22 protein-coding genes and 2 riboswitches are annotated in these 22,470 nt (G+C 66.7%); of the genes, 9 read left to right on the plus strand and 13 right to left on the minus strand.

Translation table 11 applies throughout. The features are described 5' to 3' along the window. Positions 1 to 300: 300 nt before the first annotated feature. The 3 genes from uvrC to mobB all read left to right on the plus strand — a co-directional run bounded on the left by uvrC (position 301) and on the right by mobB (position 3,556). On the plus strand, positions 301 to 2,373 hold the full coding sequence (uvrC, locus tag ACH2CY_RS05830) for an excinuclease ABC subunit UvrC (protein ID WP_395016983.1): 2,073 nt from the start codon (positions 301 to 303) through the stop codon (positions 2,371 to 2,373). 110 nt (positions 2,374 to 2,483) lie between these two features. Next, positions 2,484 to 3,056, plus strand: coding sequence for a CDP-diacylglycerol--glycerol-3-phosphate 3-phosphatidyltransferase (pgsA, locus tag ACH2CY_RS05835; RefSeq protein ID WP_395016985.1), 573 nt, complete (start codon positions 2,484 to 2,486; stop codon positions 3,054 to 3,056). Continuing rightward, positions 3,053 to 3,556 carry a molybdopterin-guanine dinucleotide biosynthesis protein B gene (mobB, locus tag ACH2CY_RS05840; protein ID WP_395016987.1) on the plus strand — a complete coding sequence of 168 codons (504 nt, stop codon included), beginning with the start codon at positions 3,053 to 3,055 and terminating at the stop codon, positions 3,554 to 3,556. The genes pgsA and mobB overlap by 4 nt, the downstream gene beginning before the upstream one ends. 33 nt (positions 3,557 to 3,589) lie before the next feature. Here the strand turns inward: mobB and ACH2CY_RS05845 are convergent, their stop codons facing one another. The 3 genes from ACH2CY_RS05845 to ACH2CY_RS05855 form a co-directional block, all read right to left on the minus strand. Then, positions 3,590 to 4,339: a CbtA family protein gene (locus tag ACH2CY_RS05845; RefSeq protein ID WP_395016989.1), complete on the minus strand. Its 750-nt coding sequence runs from the start codon at positions 4,337 to 4,339 to the stop codon at positions 3,590 to 3,592. 12 nt (positions 4,340 to 4,351) lie between these two features. Then, positions 4,352 to 4,546 carry a CbtB-domain containing protein gene (locus ACH2CY_RS05850; protein ID WP_395016991.1) on the minus strand — a complete coding sequence of 65 codons (195 nt, stop codon included), beginning with the start codon at positions 4,544 to 4,546 and terminating at the stop codon, positions 4,352 to 4,354. 41 nt (positions 4,547 to 4,587) lie between these two features. Further along, positions 4,588 to 4,805, minus strand: a riboswitch (cobalamin riboswitch). A 66-nt stretch (positions 4,806 to 4,871) separates the two neighbouring features. Then, positions 4,872 to 5,165, minus strand: a complete 294-nt coding sequence (locus ACH2CY_RS05855) for a hypothetical protein (RefSeq protein WP_395016993.1) — start codon at positions 5,163 to 5,165, stop codon at positions 4,872 to 4,874. Between the two features lie 31 nt (positions 5,166 to 5,196). After that, a riboswitch (cobalamin riboswitch) is annotated at positions 5,197 to 5,419 on the minus strand. A 66-nt stretch (positions 5,420 to 5,485) separates the two neighbouring features. Here ACH2CY_RS05855 and ACH2CY_RS05860 point away from each other — a divergent pair. From ACH2CY_RS05860 to ACH2CY_RS05875, 4 genes are all read left to right on the plus strand, one after another. Then, positions 5,486 to 6,409 (plus strand): DUF1289 domain-containing protein, encoded by a 924-nt coding sequence (locus tag ACH2CY_RS05860; RefSeq protein ID WP_395016995.1) that lies wholly within the window; start codon positions 5,486 to 5,488, stop codon positions 6,407 to 6,409. Then, entirely contained in the window at positions 6,406 to 6,792 is a 387-nt protein-coding gene (locus ACH2CY_RS05865; protein ID WP_395016998.1) for a hypothetical protein, read from the plus strand. The genes ACH2CY_RS05860 and ACH2CY_RS05865 overlap by 4 nt, the downstream gene beginning before the upstream one ends. A gap of 446 nt (positions 6,793 to 7,238) precedes the next feature. Next, positions 7,239 to 7,514 (plus strand): hypothetical protein, encoded by a 276-nt coding sequence (locus tag ACH2CY_RS05870; RefSeq protein ID WP_395016999.1) that lies wholly within the window; start codon positions 7,239 to 7,241, stop codon positions 7,512 to 7,514. A 19-nt stretch (positions 7,515 to 7,533) separates the two neighbouring features. Next, positions 7,534 to 8,454 carry a DMT family transporter gene (locus tag ACH2CY_RS05875; protein WP_395017000.1) on the plus strand — a complete coding sequence of 307 codons (921 nt, stop codon included), beginning with the start codon at positions 7,534 to 7,536 and terminating at the stop codon, positions 8,452 to 8,454. 6 nt (positions 8,455 to 8,460) lie between these two features. Here ACH2CY_RS05875 and ACH2CY_RS05880 read toward each other — a convergent pair whose 3' ends face one another. Then, complete coding sequence (locus tag ACH2CY_RS05880; protein WP_395017003.1) at positions 8,461 to 10,788, minus strand: Tex family protein; 2,328 nt, start codon at positions 10,786 to 10,788, stop codon at positions 8,461 to 8,463. A 150-nt stretch (positions 10,789 to 10,938) separates the two neighbouring features. On the opposite strand from ACH2CY_RS05880, the gene ACH2CY_RS05885 reads away from it, so the two are divergent. Further along, positions 10,939 to 12,480, plus strand: a complete 1,542-nt coding sequence (locus ACH2CY_RS05885) for a GMC family oxidoreductase (RefSeq protein WP_395017006.1) — start codon at positions 10,939 to 10,941, stop codon at positions 12,478 to 12,480. A gap of 1 nt (position 12,481) precedes the next feature. Here ACH2CY_RS05885 and ACH2CY_RS05890 read toward each other — a convergent pair whose 3' ends face one another. Continuing rightward, positions 12,482 to 13,447: a sensor histidine kinase gene (locus ACH2CY_RS05890; protein ID WP_395017009.1), complete on the minus strand. Its 966-nt coding sequence runs from the start codon at positions 13,445 to 13,447 to the stop codon at positions 12,482 to 12,484. Further along, entirely contained in the window at positions 13,444 to 13,983 is a 540-nt protein-coding gene (locus tag ACH2CY_RS05895; protein ID WP_395017011.1) for a heme NO-binding domain-containing protein, read from the minus strand. The genes ACH2CY_RS05890 and ACH2CY_RS05895 overlap by 4 nt, the downstream gene beginning before the upstream one ends. 284 nt (positions 13,984 to 14,267) lie before the next feature. Here ACH2CY_RS05895 and ACH2CY_RS05900 point away from each other — a divergent pair, with 284 nt between their 5' ends. After that, the gene (locus ACH2CY_RS05900; protein WP_395017014.1) at positions 14,268 to 15,323 is read left to right on the plus strand and encodes an AraC family transcriptional regulator ligand-binding domain-containing protein; all 1,056 of its coding nucleotides are present in this window, start codon (positions 14,268 to 14,270) and stop codon (positions 15,321 to 15,323) included. Here the strand turns inward: ACH2CY_RS05900 and ACH2CY_RS05905 are convergent. The 7 genes from ACH2CY_RS05905 to rlmH all read right to left on the minus strand — a co-directional run bounded on the left by ACH2CY_RS05905 (position 15,268) and on the right by rlmH (position 22,442). Then, a complete protein-coding gene (locus ACH2CY_RS05905) occupies positions 15,268 to 15,780 on the minus strand; it encodes an RNA pyrophosphohydrolase (RefSeq protein ID WP_395017016.1) in 513 nt (170 codons plus the stop codon). The genes ACH2CY_RS05900 and ACH2CY_RS05905 overlap by 56 nt on opposite strands. A gap of 4 nt (positions 15,781 to 15,784) precedes the next feature. Beyond that, positions 15,785 to 16,762: a divergent polysaccharide deacetylase family protein gene (locus tag ACH2CY_RS05910; protein WP_395017018.1), complete on the minus strand. Its 978-nt coding sequence runs from the start codon at positions 16,760 to 16,762 to the stop codon at positions 15,785 to 15,787. Between the two features lie 123 nt (positions 16,763 to 16,885). Next, positions 16,886 to 18,343, minus strand: coding sequence for a S41 family peptidase (locus ACH2CY_RS05915; RefSeq protein ID WP_395017020.1), 1,458 nt, complete (start codon positions 18,341 to 18,343; stop codon positions 16,886 to 16,888). A 14-nt stretch (positions 18,344 to 18,357) separates the two neighbouring features. Further along, positions 18,358 to 19,662, minus strand: a complete 1,305-nt coding sequence (locus ACH2CY_RS05920; protein ID WP_395017022.1) for a murein hydrolase activator EnvC family protein — start codon at positions 19,660 to 19,662, stop codon at positions 18,358 to 18,360. Continuing rightward, the gene (gene gpmI, locus ACH2CY_RS05925; protein WP_395017024.1) at positions 19,652 to 21,226 is read right to left on the minus strand and encodes a 2,3-bisphosphoglycerate-independent phosphoglycerate mutase; all 1,575 of its coding nucleotides are present in this window, start codon (positions 21,224 to 21,226) and stop codon (positions 19,652 to 19,654) included. The genes ACH2CY_RS05920 and gpmI overlap by 11 nt, the downstream gene beginning before the upstream one ends. Before the next feature lie 146 nt (positions 21,227 to 21,372). After that, positions 21,373 to 21,744 carry a hypothetical protein gene (locus ACH2CY_RS05930; protein ID WP_395017026.1) on the minus strand — a complete coding sequence of 124 codons (372 nt, stop codon included), beginning with the start codon at positions 21,742 to 21,744 and terminating at the stop codon, positions 21,373 to 21,375. 230 nt (positions 21,745 to 21,974) lie between these two features. After that, positions 21,975 to 22,442 (minus strand): 23S rRNA (pseudouridine(1915)-N(3))-methyltransferase RlmH, encoded by a 468-nt coding sequence (gene rlmH / locus ACH2CY_RS05935; RefSeq protein ID WP_395017027.1) that lies wholly within the window; start codon positions 22,440 to 22,442, stop codon positions 21,975 to 21,977. Positions 22,443 to 22,470 lie beyond the last annotated feature (28 nt).

The following is a 22,470-nucleotide window of genomic DNA, read 5'->3' on the forward strand; positions in this document are numbered from 1 at the left end:
AACGCCCCCGGGAGTCAAGAGTGGAGTCCGCTTTATGACCACGATATTTCAGGGCGGGCTGAATAAGATCATATAGATCAATATCTTGGCATTTCTGCCCGTTTTCTATGCATTTCCGGGAGGCTGCCGGAAGCTCTGATCGCCGTCAAACCGGCCGGAGATTACCGACAGACTTATCCACAGAAACAGGGGATATCCGTCCTGGTTAAGACCAGAGTCGCGGCGTAAAAGTCCGGAAAACGACGCGCGGCTTTGCTGCCGCCAGAATAATGCTCTGGAACAGCTTATATCCCGAACAGCATGAGCGACGATTGGACCGACACGGAAACGCCTGAAGATTCAACGGAAGCGCCGCGCGCCGAGCGCGGCCGGCTGGCGCAGGGCGCCGGCGTGATCCGCGAGAAGGTCAAAACCCTGCCGAACAGCCCCGGCGTCTATCGCATGATGAATGCGAAAGGCGACGTTCTCTATGTCGGCAAGGCGCGCGACCTGAAGAAACGCGTCACCGCCTACACGCAGCCCTACCGTCAGGGCAATCGCATCCAGCGGATGATCTCCGAAACGGCGTCGATGGAATTCGTCACCACCCACACCGAGGTGGAAGCGCTGCTGCTGGAAGCGAATCTGATCAAGCGCTACATGCCGCGCTACAACGTGCTGCTGCGCGACGACAAGAGCTTCCCCTATATCTTGATCACCGGCGATCATCCGGCGCCACAACTTGCGAAGCATCGTGGCGCACGCAACCGGCCGGGCGAATATTTCGGGCCCTTCGCTTCCGCCGGCGCGGTCAATCGCACCATCGTCGCGTTGCAGCGCGCCTTCCTGCTGCGGCCCTGCTCGGATTCGATCTTCGCCGCGCGCACCCGGCCCTGCCTGCAGTTCCAAATCAAGCGCTGCTCGGCCCCTTGCGTCGGACGCATCACCGAGGCCGATTACCATGGGCTGGTGCAGGAGGCGCATTCATTCCTCACCGGCAAGAGCGATGCGGTGAAGCTGCGGATGTCCGCCGAGATGCAGCAGGCCTCCGATGCGCTGGAGTTCGAGAAGGCGGCGCGGCTCCGCGACCGCATCCAGGCCCTGGCCGCGATCCAGAGCCGCCAGGACATCAACCTGGAGAATGTGGAAGAAGCCGACATCATCGCCGCGCACCAGGAAGAGTCCGGCCATAGCTGCGTGCAGGTGTTCTTCTTCCGCAACAACAGCAACTACGGCAGCCGCGCCTATTTCCCGGCCCATGACCGTCAGGCCGAGGTGAAGGACATCCTGGCGGCCTTCATGGGCCAGTTCTATGAGAACAAGACGCCGCCGAAGCTGATCCTGGTCAACGAGATGCCGGCGGAAGCCGCGCTGCTGACCGAGGCGCTGTCTCTGCGCGCCAATCGCAAGGTCGAGATCCTGGCGCCGCAGCGCGGCGACAAGCGCAAGGCCTTGGATCACGCGCTGCTGAACGCGAAGGACGCGCTGACCCGGCGGATGGCGGAGTCGGCCTCGCAGACCCGGCTGCTGGCGGCGCTGGCCGAGTTGTTCAAGATGGAGCAGCCGCCGAAGCGGATCGAGGTCTACGACAACAGCCATATCTCCGGCACCAATCCCTATGGCGCGATGATCGTGGCCGGGCCGGAAGGCTTCATGAAGAACCAGTACCGCAAATACTCGATCCGCGACGTGACGCGGAAGGAGGAGGAAGCGGAGGAGGAGACGCCGGAGATGCCCGATGGCCCCCAGAGTCCCGAAGGGCTTGCGGAAGCGCCGATGCCGCGCTTCGAGGTCGAGCCCAATGCCTCGCTGGAGCAGGCGATTGCGACCATCGATCCGGCTCGGCCCCCGGTTACCGCCGGCGATGACTACGCGATGATGCGGCAGGTGCTGACCCGCCGCTTCAACCGCGCGCTGAAGGAGGATCCGGATCGCGACAAGGGCCTCTGGCCGGACCTGGTGCTGATCGACGGCGGCCAGGGCCAGCTCAACACCGTGATGCAGGTCATGGCCGATCTCGGCATCGCCGATGTCTGCGTGGCCTCGATCGCCAAGGGGCCGGACCGCAATGCCGGACGCGAGCGCTTCTTCATGCCGGGCCGCGAGCCGTTCAGCCTCGACCCCAAGAGCCCGGTGCTCTACTTCCTGCAGCGGCTGCGCGACGAGGCGCACCGTTTCGTGATCGGCGCGCACCGGGCCAAGCGCTCCAAGGAGATCCGGCATTCAATCCTGGACGACGTGCCGGGGATCGGCGCCAAGCGGAAGAAGGCGCTGCTGCTGCATTTCGGCTCGGCCCGGGCGGTGTCCCAGGCCGGGCTGTCGGATCTCTCGGCGGTGCCGGGGGTTTCCGAGGCGGTGGCGAAGAAGATCTACGATCACTTCCACGGTGGCTGAGTGAGGGAGGCTGATTCGCCGCATTTCAGCCCCGATTCGTGACTATGACAGGCCGGATTCGACCTGCTATTTTTTCCCCGGAACAGCGAAGAAGACGTGCGCCAAACGTCATGACCAACATCGCCAATATCCTCACCCTGTCGCGGATTGCCGCGATCCCGCTGATCGCGGCCCTGCTGTTCTTCGACCAGCCGTGGCTGCGCTGGATCGCCTTCATCCTCTATGCGGTCGCCTGCATCACCGATTTCTTCGACGGCTATATCGCCCGGCGGATGGACCAGGTCTCGGCCTTGGGCCGCTTCCTCGACCCGATCGCCGACAAGCTGGTGGTGGCGGCGATCCTGATGTCGATGACCGCCCATGGCCAGATCTCCGGCTGGGTGGTCCTGCCGGCGCTGATCATCCTCTGCCGCGAGATCCTGGTCTCCGGCCTGCGCGAATACCTGGCCGAGCTGAAGGTCCGCCTGCCGGTCTCGATGCTGGCCAAGTGGAAGACCACGATGCAGATGGTGGCGGTCGGCTTCCTGATCGTCGGCGACGTCATGCCGGGCTGGCCGGTCCAGCTGGTCGGCGAAGGCTTGATGTGGCTGGCCGCGGCGCTGACCCTGGTCACCGGCTACGACTATTTCCGGGTCGGCATCAAGCATATGGCCGAAGACGACCGCGCGGACGCGAAGAAGTGAAGGTCTTGGGCCTGGCCGGCTGGAGCGGGGCCGGCAAGACCACCCTGCTCGCCAAGCTGATCCCCGAGCTCATTCGCCGCGGCATCACGGTCTCCACCATGAAGCACGCGCACCACGCCTTCGACGTCGATACGCCCGGCAAGGACTCCTATGTCCACCGCGAGGCCGGCGCCACCGAGGTGCTGGTCGCTTCCGGCAACCGCTGGGCGTTGATGCATGAGCATCGCGGCAGCCCGGAGCCGACGTCTCAGGAGCTGATGCGGCATATGAGCGACGTCGATCTGCTGCTGGTCGAAGGCTTCAAGCGCGAAGGTCACGACAAGCTGGAGATCTACCGTGAGGCCAACGGCAAGCCGCTGCTGGCCGTCGAGGACCCGAACATCGTCGCCGTGCTGGTCGACGGGCCGAAGCCGGAGACGAAGCTGCCGGTCATCGACCTCAACGATATCGGCGCGATCGCCGATTTCGTGATGCGGCATTGCGGTTTCGGGAAGGCGTAAGCCCCGACACGACGTGCCGGGGCCTACAATCGATCAAACGGCCGGCGCGACGAACCGCTTGTAGCAATATCCGCTGAGCAGCCCGAGCGCGGCCCAGAACAGCAGTTGCGCGATCATCGTGGCCGCGACGAAGCGGTGCTGCAGGGCTTCCGGCGCCGCGGCGGCGTATTCCGCCGGCTGCGGTGCGCCGATCGCATGGGGCACCACGATCATGGCCAACGCGACCACGACCCAGAGCGGCTTAGGTTCCCGGACATAGAACAGCAGGCCGAGCCCGCCGGCGGTCAGCGCCACGGTCGCGACCCACCAGATCTGCCGGGCGGTGAGATCCGCGACGGCGCTGCCGGGCAACTCCGGGGGCAGGCCGATGCTGGGGGCCAGGATGAAGACCACGAAGCCGCCGAGACCCCAATAGACGCCCTGGCGCCAATCGATCGCCCGTCCGGAGACCGCATAGACGGCGAGCAACAGCAGGGCGAAGCCGATGCCGGTCAGCAGATCGGCCAGGGCGGTGAAGGCAGTGCGCTCGAACCCGTCCTGCGGCTCCCAGGCTTCGCCGTCATGCGCATGACCCTCGGCCGATTGACCCGCGGCGTCATGGTCGTGCCCTTCCTCCGTCGCTGCGGCATCGGCAGCGGCGGATTGTTCCTCGGCGGCCCTCTCGAACACCTCGGCCTGAAGAATGATGGGGACTGTCGTCACGTTGTGCACCAGCGTGACGAAGAGCCCGGATAATAGCCCGGCGCTCGCGGCTGCGATGAACAGCCGCCGAAACATCTGCATGTGACTAGCCCCTTAGTGGCAGGGGAAGCCGTTGGAGTGGCGGGTGTCGTGGGCCGCGTTATGGGCCGCCGCGATATGCGAGATGCCGACGCCCCAGATCATGAAGGCGCCGAGGAAGGCGGCCATGCTGGCGGCGATCAGGGTCTTCGACCGGGTGGTGCTGATCGTGGCGGTGTTGATGCGGGTCTGGGTGGTGGCGGAAGTCATCGAAAGTCTCCTATCTGGCGCGACATCCCCGTCGCGCGGTTGCAGGTCTCACTCCCGATGGCAGGTTTCCTGACTCGCGGGTCTCCGCCTTGCGCCGACCTTCCCGAAGTTTCCTCCAGTGGTCATAAGTGACGCTCGGCTCGCCGCTGACAGTTGCGGGGGCAGCCACGGCATTGGCCCCTTTTGGGTCGTCCGCACCGTGTTCCCTTTTAAGCCCCTGGACTTCATCCGTCGGGGCACCATCGCCGGGAATTATAAGGATTCGGCCGGCAAAGCGTCAATCCGGCGCGAGGGCCGGAACTTGGCGCGACAGCGACTCATTCGGTCACGTTAGCGCCGCATGGCGGCGCCGGGCCTGCGGGATCGCGGCGAGCCGGGCGCGGTCCGAACGCCCCAGCTCCGCGAGGATCGCTTGGGCGAAATCGCAGAGCGGCGCGCTTTGGCCGCGCGCTTGCCGGCCGATCAGGGCCTGCGCGGCCAGCGCCGGGTCGATCTCCGGCGGCAGGTCGAGCACCCAGCGCAAGACCTCGAGGCGCAGCTCGCCGTTGCTCTTGGTGGACAGGGTGAAGAGCGCCGCCAGGCGGTCGACGGAACGCTCGAGGGAAGATGGCCGGAACATGTTTTCTTTCTCCGGACGCCCCGCCGGCAAGAAGAGTTGCATGGGTGATGGCAGGTCTCCTGGCTCGCGGTTGTTGTCGGCATCCACCTTCCCGAGAGGCTTTCTCAGTGGCCGCGGCCCAGGTCTTGAACGCTGGGCCGCATGGATGTTCGACGAACCGCTTACAGTTGCGGGGGCAGCCACGGCATCGCACCGTGTTCCCTATTATCCCCGCCCCATTGCTGCGGCGAGGAACCATCGGCGTTCTTGGTAGAGAGACGCAGCTTGCCGGTCAAGATGCGACTCGATCGCAGGCGGATCAGGCGCTAGTCTGCCGCACCATGAACATCGAGGTTCGCCCGATCGGCTCGCCCTGCACCGGCATCTGCAAAGTTGACGACGTCAGCGGCTATTGCCTCGGCTGTGCGCGTTCGTCGGCCGAGATCTCCGAATGGTCGAAGGCGGGCGATGACCGCAAGCGCGCGATCTGGGCGGCGCTGCCGCCGCGCATCGATCAACTCGGCATCGCCGTCACGCGCTTGCCCTGGTTGCCGGACGAAGTCGCCGGCCTCATCGCCGACACGCTGCTCCGGCGCAGCGGCACCTGGGTGGCCGGCTGCCATGGCGCCTCCGCAGAGTTCACGTTCGGCGCCGGCGAGCCGGCCGAGGTTTCGGTCGAGCCCGAGCTGCGCGCCGTCACCGCGCGCGGGGCGCTGCGCTTCACGCCGCGCCCCGATCTCCGCGCGTTGCAATGGCGCGATCCCGATGCCGCGGGCGGGGTGCGGGCGATCTTCATCGTCATCCCGCGCCCGCGCATCCTGTCGGCGCCGAGCTTGCTGCTGACCGCCTGCGGCCCGGATACGGCGGCAATCCAGCCCGCGCATCGCGGCGAGAATCTCTTCGATCTCGGCCTCGGCCGCGACCATATGCGCTTCCTGCTGCGCAGCGCGTCGCCGGCGCTCGATGCCGCGCTGAACGCCGCCGTCGGTCTGCCGCTCGATGCAGTGCTGCAACGCTGCGGCAAGCTGCTGCTGGAGTCGAACCCGACCCGCGTGGTCGAAAGCCCGCTCGGCCGCATCGAGGTCGCGACGCCGATCCCGCCACCCGGCGGCAAGTCGCCGGACGGGCCGCACACCCACCTCCTGCCGGGACACCTCGCCCTGCAGCGCGCGACCCCGACGGATGTCGACCTGCCGGAGGCCTATGCGCTCTGCGCCACCTTCTATCCGCGCAACCCGCCGGAATACGAGGCTTGCCGCCCATGATCGGACGGGTGCGGCGGCATCGTTTCGGCATCGGCCTGCTCGCGGCCTATGCACTGCTGCTGGGCGCGCTCATCCCCGCCTTCGCGGTCGCGGCCGATCCGCTGCAGGCCGAGCTCGACGCCCATCTCTGTGGGCCGGGCAGGTCGCAAGGCGACCAGGCGCCGGCGGCGCCGTCCGACCATCCGCAGAAGTGCCAGCTCTGCGGCCCGAGCTGCGCGATGGCTTTCCAGGTGCCGCTCGCCATGCCGGCCGACGGCGCGATCGCGTTCCTGCCGCGCGCCAAGGATCAGGCTGTGCCGGTCCGGCGCGCCGCGGCGATTCCGGCGCCCCTCTCGCTCTATCCTTCCAACCTCTTCTCCCAAGGTCCACCGCAAGCGGCCTGATCCGATCGCCGCTTTCGCTTCGTACCTTTTAGAGAAATTGAATCATGAATCCCGAATCGTTCGGGACGCCGCCCGCCGTGGCGCCGTCCCTCGGGCCGGCGCGCTCGGTGCGCCGCGCTATCCCGGCGACTACCGGATCCCGCGGGGCATTCTGCCCATCGGGCTCGCGGTGGCGATCGTGCTTCCGCTGACGGGCCTGGCGATCGTCGCCTTCGCGGCGATCGACTTCCTGCTGCCCAAGCGGCTGAAGCAGGCGGCCATGGCCTGAGCGGAGGCGGCGCGGCCCGGCGCGGCCGCCCCATCCTGCCGGGCGGGCGGAAAATCGACCCGCCCTCATTCAAGGGTGTGTCGGGTTCCGGCGCGGAGCTTGACGCCGAATCTCGTCCCTGGGTGTAGAATGCGCTCCTGGCTGAAACGGAGTGCGATGCGTGCTGCAGCGGCGGTGGATGGCAATCGGTGTTCTGGCGCTCGCCACGACGGCCTGCACGCCGTCGACCCAGTACGGCGCCATGCAGAGCCACAAATACCAGGGTTCCCCGGTATTCCAGACCCGTGAGGAATGGGGCTTGCCGGTCAGCAAGACGCGCTTGCTCAACGGCACCCTCTTCTACCAGTTCAGGAAGCCGAACACCGACTGCATGATGTCGGCCTGGGCCAACGATCTCGACATCATCTATCGGGTGGCGGTGTCCGGCCCGGAGAGCTGCGCCGCCGGATCATAAGGCAGGCGCCTGACTTCGAATGTTCATCTCCGAAGCGCTGGCCCTCGGCTCCGCCACCTGCATCGCGCTGAGCTCGATGTTCATCAACGAGCTGAACGGCCGTGTGCCGCTGATGCGGCTGGCGCGCTGGCAGCTCACCGCCGGGTTGCTGATCACGGCGCTCGCCGCCACCATCGTCGGCGGTTGGGCCACATTGGGAAGCTGGCAGATCTGGGCGCTGGCCGCTTCGGGCGCCGTCGGCATCGCTTTGGCCAGCACCACCTATTTCGCCGCGATCTATGCCGCGGGGCCGCGCGTCACCGCCTTGCTGTTCACGCTCACCTCGCCCTTCGCGCTGGCGCTGGGCTATCTCGCGCTCGGCGAGACGATCAATCTGCGCCAGGGGCTCGGTGTCGCGCTGATCCTCTTGGGCGTGCTGGTGGCGATCGGCGTGCGCCGGCGCCGGCCGGCGCCGATGATCCCTCTCTCGGACGAGCAGCCGATCGAGACTCCCGCGCCCGACGAAAAGCGCGCGACGCTCGCCGGCATTGCGCTGGGCGCGGTGACGGCGCTCGGCCAGGCGATCGGCACCTTGCTGGCCCGGCCGGCCATGGCTTCCGGCGTCGAGCCCTTCACCGCGATGGCGGTTCGCAGCGGACTGGCAGTGCTCTGCATCTGGGCGCTGCTGATCCTGCCGGCGGTGCGCCGCCGGACGGCGCCGGCCCGAAAGGTGGACCTGCTGGTGGCGATCGCAGCCGCCTTCTTCGGCCCGGCGCTTGGCATGTCACTGCTGATGGCGGCCCTGGAGACCGGCGATGTCGGGATCGTCTCGACGCTCTCGTCGATGACGCCGGTCGTCATCCTGCCGATGGTCTGGCTCAGAAGCGGCCGGATGCCGCGTCCCCTGGCCTGGGCCGGCGCGGCGCTCGCCATCGTCGGCACCGCGCTGACGATAGCTTAGACGCGGCTACTTCCGCACGATGAACCCGGCCTTGCTGAAGGCCGCCGCCAGCGCGTTGTCCGAGGCCTTGGCGGGTGCGGCTTTCGGCTTCTCCGTCATGTGCTGGCGGTCGCGCTGGGTCAGCGGGCGATCGCCCTGCGACGCCGGGCGCTTCACCGCCTCGTCGCTGAGGCGCATGGTGAGGGAGATGCGCTTGCGCTTCTGATCGACCTCCAGCACCTTGACCTTCACGATGTCGCCGGGCTTCACCACCTCGCGCGGATCTTTCACGAAGCGGTCGGCCAGGGCGGAGACGTGGACCAGACCGTCCTGATGGACGCCGATATCGACGAAGGCGCCGAAATTGGCGACGTTGGTGACGACGCCCTCCAGCAGCATGCCGGGCGTGAGGTCCTTCATCTCCTCGACGCCGTCCTTGAAGCTGGCGGTCTTGAACTCGGGCCGCGGGTCGCGGCCGGGTTTTTCCAGCTCCTTCAGGATGTCGGTCACGGTCGGCACGCCGAAGCTCTCGTCGGCGAACTGCTCCGGCTGTATGCTCTTGAGTGCGCTCCCATCGCCGATCACAGCCCGGATATCGGCCTTCAGGTGTTTCAGGATGCGCCGCACCAGCGGATAGGCCTCGGGATGCACGCCCGATGAATCCAGCGGATCGGCGCCGTCGCGCACGCGGAGGAAGCCGGCACATTGCTCGAAGGCCTTCGGCCCCAGCCGCGTCACATTCAGCAGGTCCTGGCGCGAGGCGAAGGGGCCGTTCTGGTCGCGATGGGCGACGATGTTCTGCGCCAAGCCCTCGTTGAGGCCAGAGACCCGCTCCAGCAGCTTGGCCGAGGCGAGGTTCACATCGACGCCGACCGCGTTCACGCAATCCTCGACCACGGCATCCAGCGACCTGGAAAGCTGGGTCTGGTTGAGGTCATGCTGGTACTGGCCGACGCCGATCGATTTCGGGTCGATCTTCACCAGCTCGGCCAGCGGATCCTGCAGCCGCCGCGCGATCGAGACCGCGCCGCGCAGGGTCACGTCCAGCGCCGGCAGCTCCTTCGAGGCATATTCCGAAGCCGAATAGACCGAGGCGCCGGCTTCGGAGACCACGATCTTGGTCAGCTTCAACTGGGGATGCAGCTTGATCAGCTCGGTCGCCAGCTTGTCGGTCTCGCGCGAGGCGGTGCCGTTGCCGATGGCGATCAACTCGGTCTGGTGCCGCGCGGCGAGGGCGGCCAGGATCGCGATCGACTCGTCCCATTTCCGCGCCGGCTCATGCGGATAGATGGTCGCGGTCTCCAGCACCTTGCCGGTCGCCGCCAGCACCGCCACCTTGACGCCGGTGCGCAGGCCCGGATCGAGCCCGATCGTGGCGCGCCCGCCGGCCGGCGCCGCCATGAGAATGTCCTTGAGGTTCGAGGCGAAGACCCGCACCGCCTCGGTCTCCGCCGCCTGGCGCAGCCGGGTCATCAGCTCGATGTCGATCTGCAGCTTCAGCTTCACCCGCCAGGTCCAGCGCACCACTTCCTGCAGCCAGGCATCCGCCGGCCGGTTCTTGTCGATGATACCGAAGCGCGCGGCGATCGAGCGCTCGCAGGGCCCGAGCTCCTTCCCCTTCGGCTCTTCATCGAGCACCAGCGACAGGGTCAGGAACTCCTCGTTGCGGCCGCGCAGCAAGGCGAGGGCGCGGTGCGAGGGGATCTTCGCGATGGCCTCGGATGCGTCGAAATAATCGGAGAACTTGGCGCCGGCTTCCGCCTTGCCTTCGACCAGCTTGGAGCTGAGCTTGGCATTGCTCCAGACGAAGTCGCGCAAGCTTCCGACCAGGTCGGCATTCTCGGCGAAGCGCTCCATCAGGATCTGCATCGCGCCGTCCAGCGCCGCCTTCACATCGGCGACGCCCTTTTCGGCATCGACATAGGCCGCGGCCTCGTCTTCCGGCCTCTTGGTCGGATCATTGAGCAGCAGGTCGGCCAGCGGCTCCAACCCGGCCTCGCGGGCGATCTGCGCCTTGGTGCGGCGCTTCTGCTTGTAGGGCAGGTAGAGGTCTTCGAGCCGCGCCTTGGAATCCGCGGCGTCGATCTGTTCCTTCAGCGCGGGCGTGAGCTTGCCCTGCTCTTCGATGCTCTTCAGGATCGCGCCGCGACGCTCGTCCATCTCGCGGAGATACTTCAGCCGCTCGTCCAGGGTGCGGAGCTGCGTGTCGTCCAACCCGCCGGTCGCTTCCTTGCGATAGCGCGCCACGAAGGGCACGGTCGCGCCGCCGTCCAGCAATTCGACCGTGGCGGTGACCTGCGCCTCGCGCACGTTCAGTTCCTGCGCGATGCGGGCGGAGATGGAAGGAAGCGTCAAGGCAACACCCGTAATCTGTGTCGGCGAAATGAGGGCCGCCCTTCTAACGCGGCCTCCGGTGCCACTCAAGACGAAAGGCCGGTTGACAGCAAAGCGGCTTGATGACCCGCGGAGTCCCAGGCAATCTTACCGAAATTCACAGGGGGAGCTGTGACGAATATCATCAAGGAGTCCTACGACGTCGTGATCGTCGGCGCCGGGGTCGGCGGCGGCGCGATGGCGAATCGGCTGGCCGAGGTGGGCGCCTCGGTGCTGGTGATCGAGCGCGGCAACTACCTGCCGCGCGAAGCCGACAACTGGTCGGTGAAGGCGGTGTTCCACGAGAAGAAATACACCGCCAAGGAAACCTGGCGCGACCGCGACGGCAAGCCGTTCAACCCCTCGACCTATTACTATGTCGGCGGCAATTCGAAATTCTTCGGCGCCGCGACGGTGCGGTTCCGCGTCGAGGATTTCGAGGCGCTGGAACATGAGGGCGGCATCGCCCCGGCCTGGCCGATCCGCTACGCGGACCTGGCACCCTATTACGACGTGGCCGAGCGGTTGATGGGGACACATGGCCAAGCCGGCGCCGATCCGATCGAGCCGCCGCGTTCCGGGCCAATGCCGCATCCGCCGATCGGCCACGAGCCGGTCGTCGAAGCAATCGCCGGGAAGCTGCGGGCGAAAGGGCTGCGGCCGTTTCCGCTGCCGATCGCGGTCGACCGGCATGAGGGCGGAAAGTGCATCCGCTGCGCCACCTGCGACGGCTTCGCCTGCAAGCTCGGCGCCAAGAATGATGCCGAGGTGCGGCTGATTGGCCCGGCGCTCAGCAGCGGCAAGGTCGACCTCATCCTCGACACCAAGGTCGAGCGGCTGCTGACCGATGAAGCGGGGCGCAAGGTCACCGGCGTCGCGGTCCGGAGCGGCGGCACGCCGATTACCGTCCGCGGCGATCTCTTCATCTCCGCCGCCGGCGCCATCAACTCGACGGCCTTGCTGCTGCGCTCCGCCAACGACAAGCATCCGCGCGGCCTCGGCAACAACCAGTCGGATCAGCTCGGCCGCAACTACATGGCGCATAACAACACCGCGATGATGGCGATCAACCCGCTGCGCCGCAATCCGGTGGTGTTCCAGAAGTCGCTCTGCGTCAACGACTTCTATCTCGCCAATGCGGCCCGGCCCTATCCGATGGGCAATGTGCAGGGCCTCGGCAAGCTGCAGGGCGGCATGCTGACGGCGAATAAGCGTTTCCTGCCGGAATGGTTGATGAACCGCTTTGCCGAGCGCTCGGTCGATTGGTGGATCATGTCGGAGGACCTGCCCGATCCGGAGAATCGGGTCTCGGTCGATTCAGACGGCACGATCCGCGTCGCTTATACGCCGAACAACCTCAAATCCCACAACGAGCTGGTCCGGCATTGGACCCGGCTGATGCGCGCGATCGGCTATCCGATCGTCATCACCCAGAAGATGGACATCAGCGTCGCCATGCATCAATGCGGCACCGCGCGCTTCGGCACCGATCCCGCGACTTCGGTGCTCGATCCTTATTGCCGGGTCTGGGACATCGACAACCTCTTCGTCGTCGACGCGTCCTTCCTGCCGAGTTCGACCGCCTTCAACCCGTCGCTGACCGTGGTCGCCCAGGCGGTCCGCGTCGCCGAGCATATCGCCGCCACGGCGCTGAACGGCAAAGCCGCGGCGTGAATCACGCCGCTGGCGCCGGATCCAGGACGCGCTGCGGCGGCAGGCTGATGGTGACGCAGGTGCCCTTGCCGACCTCGCTCTCCAGCGTCAGGCAGCCGCAATGCATCTCGGTCAGCGCCTTGCAAAGCGGCAGGCCCAGGCCCGATCCATGGTGGCTGCGGGTCAGCGCATCGCCGCATTGCACGAAGGCTTCCATCACGCTCTCGAGCGCGTCCTCCGGGATGCCGACTCCGGTATCGGCGACGGTGAGCAGGAATTTGCCCACCGAGGAGACCCGGGCGGAGACGGTTATCGTGCCGTCCTTGCCGGTGAACTTGATCGAGTTGCCGAGCAGGTTCAACAGGACCTGCCGGATCTTGCCCCGGTCCGCCATGAGGCGCGGCAAGCCGGACGGCAGGGTGGTCTTGATCTTGATGCCGGCACGGCTGGCCCTGTCGCTTAGCAGGCGCACGGAGTCTGCGACGACTTCGGCGACGTCGACAACCTCTTCATGCAGCTCCATGCGTCCGGCCTCGATCTTGGCGACATCCAGGATGTCGTTGATGATGCCGAGCAGATGCTGGCCGCTTTCATGAATGATGACGGCGTAGTCGCGATAGGCAGCATTGCCGATCGGTCCCTGCAGCTCGAGCTGCATCACCTCGGAAAAGCCGATGATCGCATTGAGCGGGGTGCGGAGCTCATGGCTCATGCCCGCGAGGAACTGCGACTTGGCTCGACTGGCGGCCAGGGCTTCGTCATGCGCCGCCCGCAGCTCCCGGGTTCGCTCGGCGACGATCCGCTCCAGGTCGCCGTTGATCGCGCGCAGCGACTGGTTGGCATTGTGGAGGTCGAAGCTCCGGGCTTCGAGCAGGTCTTCGGCCTTGCGCCGGGCAGCGGCTTCGCGCGCGATCCGGCGCTCGAGCTGGGCGATTTGCGCCAGCAGCTGCTCGCGCGACATCTTCGGTGGCGTTGCGAGGTCGTTCATGACCGGGTGAGCTCGAAGCGGATGAAGGTCCCGTCGGCCGCGGCATCGAGCTGGCGGACCTCGATCGCTTCGCCGAAATGCGCGATGGCGCCGCGCATCAATCCCTCGGCGAAGGCCGCGAACGGGCGGGTCGAGCTGTAGAAGAGCTCGATCCGGTCCTCGGTCCGCCAGTCGATGTCTATCGACGGCAGCTCGGCATCCGGATAGAGCTTGCGCACCTCGACATGGATGTGGCCCTCGATGCGATCGAGGAACTCGAAGCAGGAGGTGATGCCGTCGAAGAAGCGCGGATAGCGCACCGAGAAGCGCGCGAACAGGTGCTGCCCATAGGCCCGCAGCAGCTCGGGCACGGGCACGCGGGTTGCAGTGGAGAGATTCTGGACCAGCGTGATCATCTCGCCATGGTCGTAGCTGCCGACCGCCGTATAGGCGCCGCCCGACGGCAGATCGGAGGCCTCGATGATGAAATCCATCATCTCGACGCCGTAGTTCCGGCCGACGAGCTCCAGGAACTCGGTGAACACGATACCCTTCATGATCCAAATCCTTGAAACGGCCGTGGCGCACGAACGGAGACCGCGCGCCGGGGGGCGGCACGCGGTCTCCGGGATGTCAGATTTCCGTAGCTACGGCTCTGATCGGCAGGACACGGGATTCGGGTCAGACAGGGGAGTATCCGCCCGGACGCGTCCAACGCATGCGCGTCCAACAGGGGGCGCACCGAGCGTGATTTAGGGCTATTGGCCCGAAGCCGCATTGATCGGGGCGGCCATCGGATTAACATCTGCGGCCAGGGCCGGAACCACCCGAAGAGTGGATTATGCAGCTCAATGCCGATTGGGCCGGAGAGACGGCAGCCTGGCTGCGGGAACGCAAGGTCGATCTGCGCCCGCTGCTGAAGGATCTTGGCATCCAACGTCGCGACCTGAAGTTCGGCCGCGAGATCGACGCCCGGCATTTCGCGGCCATCCTGAACTTCGGCGCTGATGCGACCGGGGACGCGCATTTCGGCCTGCACCGCGGCGCCGCGTTCCACATCAAGCATGGCGGCGTGCTGGCCTATCTGGCGGCCTGCGCGCAGACGGTGGGCGAGGCCCTGGATGGCTTCGAGCGCTATTCCGCCGTGGTGTGCGACGGCCTAACCGCCCAGGTGAAGCGCGACCGCGGCGGCGCCCAGCTGGTCTTCCGGGCCGCCGATTCCACCTGGCGGCAGAGCCGGCATCTCGGCGAGTTCGGCGCCGCCCGCCTGATCGCCGCCCTGCGCGTGGTAACCGGCGTCGCGCTGTCGCCGCTGGAGGTGCACTTCATGCACCCGCAGGAGGTCGATCCTGCGGAATGCCGCCGCTTCTTCCGCTGCCCGCTGGCCTATGGCACGGCCACCCATGTGGTCCGCTTCGCCAAGGACGACCTCGCCATCCGCATCCCGACGGCGGACAGCCGGCTCGGCCACATCCTGCACGCCTATGCCGACGGCCTGTTGCACCAGGTGCGGTCGCGGCAGGTCGCATCGCTGGAGCAGCGGGTGGAGGCGATCGTCGCCGATCGCCTGGGGTCAGGCCGGCTCTCGCTCGCCGCGGTCGCCCGCGAGCTCGGCCTCGGCGAGCGCACCTTGCGGCGCCGCCTCGGCGATGCGGGCACCAGCTTCAGCGCGCTGGTCGAGCGCAAGCGCATCGACCTCGCGCAGGAATGGCTGACCGGCACCGATTTCGACCTGAAGCATATCAGCTTCCTGCTCGGCTATTCGGAGCCAGCCGCTTTCTCGCGGGCCTTCAAGCGGCGCACCGGCAGCAGCCCCGGACGGCTGCGCGAGGCCGGCGCCGTCACTTCGCGAGGTGGCCGAACGCCAGGACGACTTTCTGGTAGAGCGGGCGCTTGAACGGCACGATCAGCTCCGTCACCGTGCGGAAGTCGGCCCATTTCCAGGCGGAAAATTCCGGGTGCTCGCCTTCGATGTCGATCTCGCTGTCCTCGCCGGTGAAGCGGAAGGCGTACCACTTCTGCTCCTGGCCGCGATACTTGCCCTTCCACAAGGTCTTGGCGAGCTCCGCGGGCAGGTCGTAGCTCAGCCAGCCCTCGCTCTCCATGATGAGCTCGGCGCTGGTGACGCCCGTCTCCTCATGCAGCTCGCGCCAGGCGGCGTCGAGCGGCGTCTCGCCCTTGTCGATGCCGCCTTGCGGCATCTGCCAGGCGGGGCCGGGTGAATCCAGGCGTTGCGCGACGAAGACGCGGCCGGCGGGGTTGAACAGCGCGATGCCGATGCCCCGGCGATAGGGCAAAGTGTCGTAGTTCCACTTCTTGTCCTTGGCTTTCTGCTTTTTTTTGTCCTTGCCCATCATCTCATCTCTGCAACAGGGCGCTGGCCGGCGCCGGGACCGGGCTCTGCTCGTCGGTCCGGCGCAGCCAGTCGGCCAGCAAGGTGATCGTCAGCGGCGAGACCTTCGCCACGGCGAGCGCGCGCCCCTCTTCTTGCGCGACCTCGGTCGCCGCCGCAAGCCGTTCCGTGATTGCCGTGCGCGAGGGCCGCGCGTCGAGCGTCACCGTGCTGCGTGCGGCGGCGAGGCCGGATTCCCGGGCCGCGGGCAGGATCTGGCTCATCGGCTCGCCGCTGGCGTCGATGAAGGCGAGGCCGAGCCGCGCGATCTCGGCGGCGAGGATCGCGGTGGTGCCGTCGTCCAGCAGCAGCGCGTCGCCGCCGTCGCTGGCGAAGCCGAACACCGCCGGCGCGGCATCCGCGATCGCCTGCAGACGCCGCGCCGCCTCGCCGGCATTGAGCCCGATCAGGATACCCGCCGCACCGAGTGCCCGCCGGTCCTTGGATTGCAGCGGCAGGTCGACCAGGGCCTCGTGCCCGAAGGCGCGTGCCGCGGCGATCCACTGGCCGAGGTCCTTCGCCTCGGGGCTGAAGCTCAGCGAGACCTCCGGCGGGAGCCCGGCGATCGCCGCCGCGGTCGCGGCGCGGTCGATCCCCAACCCGGTCATGAGGAAGCCCAGCAGCGGCTTTCCTTCCGCTGCCGCGAACGGCCGGGCGAAGCGCCGCCAGGGCGGCTGGTCGAAGGCGGTGTCCTTGAGTGCGCGGTCGCCGAGCCCCGTGCTCTGCGCCAGCAGGTCGGCCGGCGAAAGCTCCGGCCAGCTCTCCGGCGTGGTTCCATCCGTGGTCACCAGCGCCGGCATCTCCGCCAGGTCCGCTGGCGCGCTATTCGGGCCGGCGCTGCTGCGCGGCTGCGGCACCGGCGCAAGATCGCCGCCGCTGCTGCTGGCGAGCAGATAGTGGATCTGGTCGGAGAGCCGCTCGCCGCCGAAATAGAGTACGGCCACGGCCCCGCCCACAACAAGAATGGCCGCCGGCAGAAGCCAGCGGCCGATTCCTACGGATTCCCGATCTGGATCGCGCCGCATGATGAAGGCAGCCGGGCGGAATGAGTCCGCCCGGCCGACACCTCAATCGGCGGAACTCGCCCCGCTGTTCTTCACCAGGGCCAGGCCCTGCAGCAGGTCGAGCGCCCGCGCCAGCTGATAGTCCTTCTCCGGATCGGTGATCGCGATCTTCTCCGATCCGACATGCGGCTTCTGCTGGTTCTGATCGACATTGGTGCCGGGCTGCACATTGGCCGGTGGCTGGTCCTCTTTCTTCGGCTCGCCGTTCTGGCTCTCCGGACCAGGCTGGGGGTTGCCCTCCTGGTTGTTGATCTCCGGCGCCTTCTTCTGCGCGTCGTCCGGGTTGGCGAGTGCTCCGCGGAGATCCGCCTCGTGCTTGCCGTTGTCGTCCTGGGTCTCGATCTTCGCGGGCTCGACGATGATGTCCGGATCGATGCCCTTGGCCTGGATCGAGCGGCCCGACGGCGTGTAGTAGCGCGCGGTGGTCAGGCGGATCGCGCCGTGGTTCGGGATCGGGATGATCGACTGCACCGAGCCTTTGCCGAACGACTTGGTGCCCATCAGGATCGCGCGGTGATGGTCCTGCAGCGCGCCGGAGACGATCTCCGATGCCGAGGCCGAGCCGCCGTTGATCAGCACGATCACCGGCTTGCCGTCCAGCAGATCGCCGCCTTCGGCGTTCCAGCGCTGGCCGTCGTCCGGATTGCGGCCGCGGGTCGAGACGATCTCACCCTTGTCCAGGAAGTCGTCGGAGACCGCGATCGCCTGGTCGAGCAGCCCGCCCGGGTTGTTGCGCAGGTCCAGCACCAGGCCGGTCAGGTTGCCCTTGCTCGCGGTCTTGATCGCGGCAATGGCGCTCTTCAGCCCGCTGTCGGTCTGCTCGCTGAAGCTGGTGATGCGGACATAGCCGATGTTGTTGTCCTGCATCTCCCAGCGTACCGACTTCAGGGTGATGACCGCGCGCTTCATGGTGACGTCGAACGGCTCCTGGTTGCCGCGGATCACCGTCACGGTGATCGAGGAGCCGACCTCGCCGCGCATCTTGTCGACCGCCTGGTTGAGGCTCAAGCCCAGCACCGGGTCGCCGTCGATATGCGAAATGAGGTCGTTGGGCTGCATGCCGGCCTTGGCGGCGGGCGTGTCGTCCATCGGCGAGACCACCTTGATCAGGCCGTCCTGCATGGTGACCTCGATGCCGAGGCCGCCGAACTCGCCCTTCGTCTGGATCTGCATGTCGCCATAGTCCTTGGCGTTCATGTAGGAGGAGTGCGGGTCGAGGCCGGAGAGCATGCCGTTGATCGCGCTCTCGACCAGCGCGTCGTCCTTCACCGGCTCGACGTAAGACGAGCGGATGCGCTCGAACACTTCGCCGAACAGGTTGAGCTGCTCGTAGGTGTTGGTCTCGCCGGTTTTCTCGGCGGTCACGGACTGCGCCGAGACCAGGTCCGGGCGGAAGGCGAAGGCACCGATCGCCACCCCGCCGATCATGGCGGCGGTGGCTAGGAGCGAAGTGCGGAGCATCGGATCATTGACCTTTATTTGTTGACGGCTTGACTGTCGTTTTTGATTTCGGCGGTGCTGAACCAGGGAACGGGATCGACCGGCTGTCCGTTCCGGCGCAGCTCCAGATAGAGTTTCGGGCGACCGGCCGGCGATACGTCGCCGCTTCCTTGCGGCGCTCCGACGGGGGCCATGGAACCCACCGGTTCGCCGGCGAGCAGCCACTGACCGACCACGGCATCGACCCGGTCCAATCCGGCGAGCACAGTATGATACCCGCCGCCATGTTCAATGATCAATATTTGGCCATAGGAGCGGAACGGGCCCTCGAAGGCGATCCGGCCGTCGAACGGCGCCACAATCTGCGCCCCGGCGCGGGTTTCCAGCACCAAACCCTTGGAGGCGCCCCCGGTATCCGTGGCGTCTCCGAAATGTGTCAGGATTCGCCCGCGGGCCGGGGCGAAAATCGGGTTCTTGGCGTCGATCCGCCCGGCATCGGGGAAATTGCGGAAATTCGCCGGTTGCTGCATGCGCTGCGCGGCAGGCGGTGCCGCGTTCCCGGGCGATAGCGAGGCGACCTGCTGGTTGGTCGGTGCGGGCGCCGCGGCCGGGCCGGTCTCGGCCTTGGCCTTGTTCAGCCGGTCGATCAGGTCCTGCAGGTTCTTGGCCTGGCCGGCGAGCTTCTGCAGCTTGGCCTCGGCCGAGGCGCTTTCCGCCAAGGTCGTCTTCTGCGCCTGGCCCTTCTTGCGGAGCAGGCCGGCCAGCCGGTCATTCTCCTTTGCAAGCTTGGTGACAGCCTTGGCGAGCTGGTCGCGCTCCTGCGCCATCTGCTCGCGCATCTCGTGGAGCTCGTTCAGGTCGCTCTGCAGGGAGCGCGCCCGGGCGTCGAGCTCCGGGGTGATGATGCCGAGCAGTCGCGCGGTGCGCGCCGCGTCGATCGGCGTCTCGGAGGAGAACAGCAGGGCCTCGCGCGGCTGGGTCGACAGCCGCTGCAAGGCCAGCACCGCCTGGGTCAGCCTTGCGCGCTCCAGCTCCAGGGCCGCCGACTTCTCCTTCTCCTCGTCGGAGAGTGCCGCCAGGGTGTCCTCGAGCTCGGTCACCTGGCTCTCGGTGTCCTGCACCTCATGCGCCGCCTTCACCGCCTCGGCCTGAAGATCGGTGATCTCCTTGTCGAGCGCCGCCGCCTTGGCCTTCAGTTCTTCCTGCTGCACCTTGCTCTGCTCGATCTGCTTCTGGATCGCGTCGAGCTCCTTCGGCGTCGGCGCCGATTGCGCATAGGCACTGGCGCCGAGCAGGCTCAGCGCGGTCGCGAGCAGCAGGGAGCGGTGCTTACTGTGCACTGGCGCGGAGCGCCTCATCTGAGGTTTCGTGCAGCAGCGAATGGCCGGTCATTTCCTTCGGCTGGTCCAGGCCCATCAGCTCCAGGATGGTCGGCGCCACGTCGGAGAGCCGCCCGTCGGCCAGCTTCTTGTTGGAAGCCGGGCCGTTCACCAGGATGAAGGGCACCTGGTTCAAGGTATGGGCGGTGTGCGGCTCGCCGGTCTCCGGATCGATCATCTGCTCGCAATTGCCGTGGTCGGCGGTGATCAGCAGCACGCCGCCCTGTTTCACCACCGCCTCGCGCAGCCGGCCGAGACTCTTGTCCACCGCCAGCACCGCCTTCTCGGCGGCTTCGAGATTGCCGCTATGGCCGACCATGTCGCCGTTGGCGAAGTTCACCACCACCAGGTCGAATTTGTCGGATTCGATCGCCGCCACCAGCTTGTCGGTCACTTCCGGCGCCGACATCTCGGGCTGCAGGTCATAGGTCGCGACCTTGGGCGAGGGCACCAGGATCCGCTCCTCGCCGGGGAAGAGCGTTTCCTCGCCGCCGTTGAAGAAGAAGGTGACATGCGCGTATTTCTCGGTCTCGGCGATGCGGAGCTGCTTCAGCCCCGCCTCGGAGACGATCTGCCCCAATGTGTGGCGCATCTCCTGCGGCTCGAACAGGCAGGGCATCAGCTTCGCCAGCGCGCTCGAATACTCGACCATGCCGAGGACCGCGCCGAACTTGACCACGCGCTTGCGCGCGAAATCCTTGAAAGCGGGATCGAGGAAGGCGGTCAGGATCTGCCGCGCCCGGTCGGCGCGGAAATTCGCCATGAAGATCCCGTCGCCGTCCTGGATGCCGCTGAAGCCGCCGATCAGGGTCGGCTTGATGAACTCGTCGGTTTCCTTGCGCGCATAGCCCGCGCCGACCGCGGCATCCGCGGTCGGCGCCTTGAACTCGGATTCGCCGAGGAAGGCGTTGTAGGCCAGTTCGACCCGTTCCCAGCGCTTGTCGCGGTCCATGCCGTAATAGCGCCCGCCGATGGTGCCGAAAGAGATGTTCTTGTGGCCGGCGATCTTCTTCTCGAAGTCCGCGACGAAGCCGCGCGCGCTGGAGGGCGGCGTGTCGCGGCCATCGGTGAAGCCATGCACCACCACCTTCACGCCGGCATCGGCGATGATGCGCGCGACCGCCGCCATCTGGTCCTGATGCGAATGCACGCCGCCCGGCGAGAGCAGGCCCAGCATGTGGCAGGCGCCCTTGCTAACTTTCAGCTTGGCGATGAACTCTGCCAGCTCCGGCTTCCGGGCGAGCGAGCCGTCCTCGATCGCGAGATCGATCCGCGGCAGGTCCTGCATGACGACGCGGCCGGCGCCGAGATTCATATGCCCGACCTCGGAATTGCCCATCTGCCCGTGGGGCAGGCCGACATGCAGCTCGGAGGCATCGACCAGGCTCCAGGGGCATTCGTTGATCAGCCTCGCCCAGTTCACGCCCTTGGCCAGTGCGATGGCGTTGTTGTCGGTCGCCTCGCGATGGCCCCATCCGTCCAGGATGCAGAGCACGACGGGTTTGGGGCGGTGCGGTGCGGCCATGCCGGAGCCTCGGGTAAAGTCTGGGAGGACATATATGGTGTCAGTGATAACCGGGTTCGAGCACCGTCGCCAGCGCTTTTGAGCGGGTGCAAGCCGTTGAATCGCCCCGGAAATATTGCCGAAATGCGGCGGTATTGGGGCGCGGTTCAATCCGTAGTGTAGGGGCTGCCGAGTTCCTGATCGGGAAGTTCGTCCGGCAGATCCGCAAGTGGCACCAGGGCCAGTTCCACGGCCCTTGACGGGCGACCCTTTGGAAGCTCGCGGAGCTGGGGCACGATATCCGTTTGAAAATCGATGCCGTGGTGAAGCCAGACCACCAGTCTTTCGCCGGGAAGCCGCTCGATTTCCGCGACTTCAAAATCGCCCTGGCAGAATATCAGGAACAGCCGGCCGCCAACCTTTGCCAGGCCGCCGTATCCCTGCTTCTCCGGATAGCGCAGCTCTCCCCAATGCGGAACGCTCTCCGCCGGACCATGCATCCAGAGTATTGCGCTGGCGTCGTCGTAGATCGTGAGCATAGTCGACCGAGTGCCTTCCTCGAGGCGCCACTCCTCGAGTTCAGACGGCGCTCGAGCCCCGTCGGAGCACCACCACCGGTCCGGAGACGGCAACGAGGCGAGGCGCCCGGGCGCAGGCTCGTTCGGGACCGGCTCGGTCGCGGAATTGCCGCAGGCAGCAAGAACCAGCGACAAGCCAACCGCCGACAAGCAGTGCAACAACGTCGTCATCGCGAAATTCTACCAGCGGTTCAGTCGCGATGGTAGGGATGCCCGCTCAAGATCGCCTGCGCCCTGAACAGCTGCTCCGCCAGCATTGCGCGGACCATCATATGCGGCCAGGTCATCGTGCCCAGCGAGAGCTTGAGGTCGGCGCGCTTCAGCACGGCCTCGCCATGCCCGTCGGCGCCGCCGATCAGGAACGCGATCTCGCCGGCGCCGTCATCCTCGAAGCGTTGCAGCCGCGCCGCAAAGTCGCGACTGCCGAGTTGCTTGCCGCGTTCGTCGAGCACCACCACCGCACGCTTCGCCTTGCTCTCGTCGAGAGCGGCCAGCAGCAGCTCCGCCTCGCGCGCCTTCAGCTCGGCGGCGGAGAGCGGCCGCTTCTCCTCGACTTCTTTCAGGAGGATCGCCGGCTTCACCCGCGCCGCATAATGCTCGTAGAGCGCCTGCTCCGGCCCGCTCTTGATGCGGCCCACGGCGATGATGCGGAATTTCATCTCTAGAGCCCGTCAGCCCGCAGAAGAA

The organism is Dongia sp. (assembly GCF_041905885.1).
GTDB lineage: Bacteria > Pseudomonadota > Alphaproteobacteria > Dongiales > Dongiaceae > Dongia.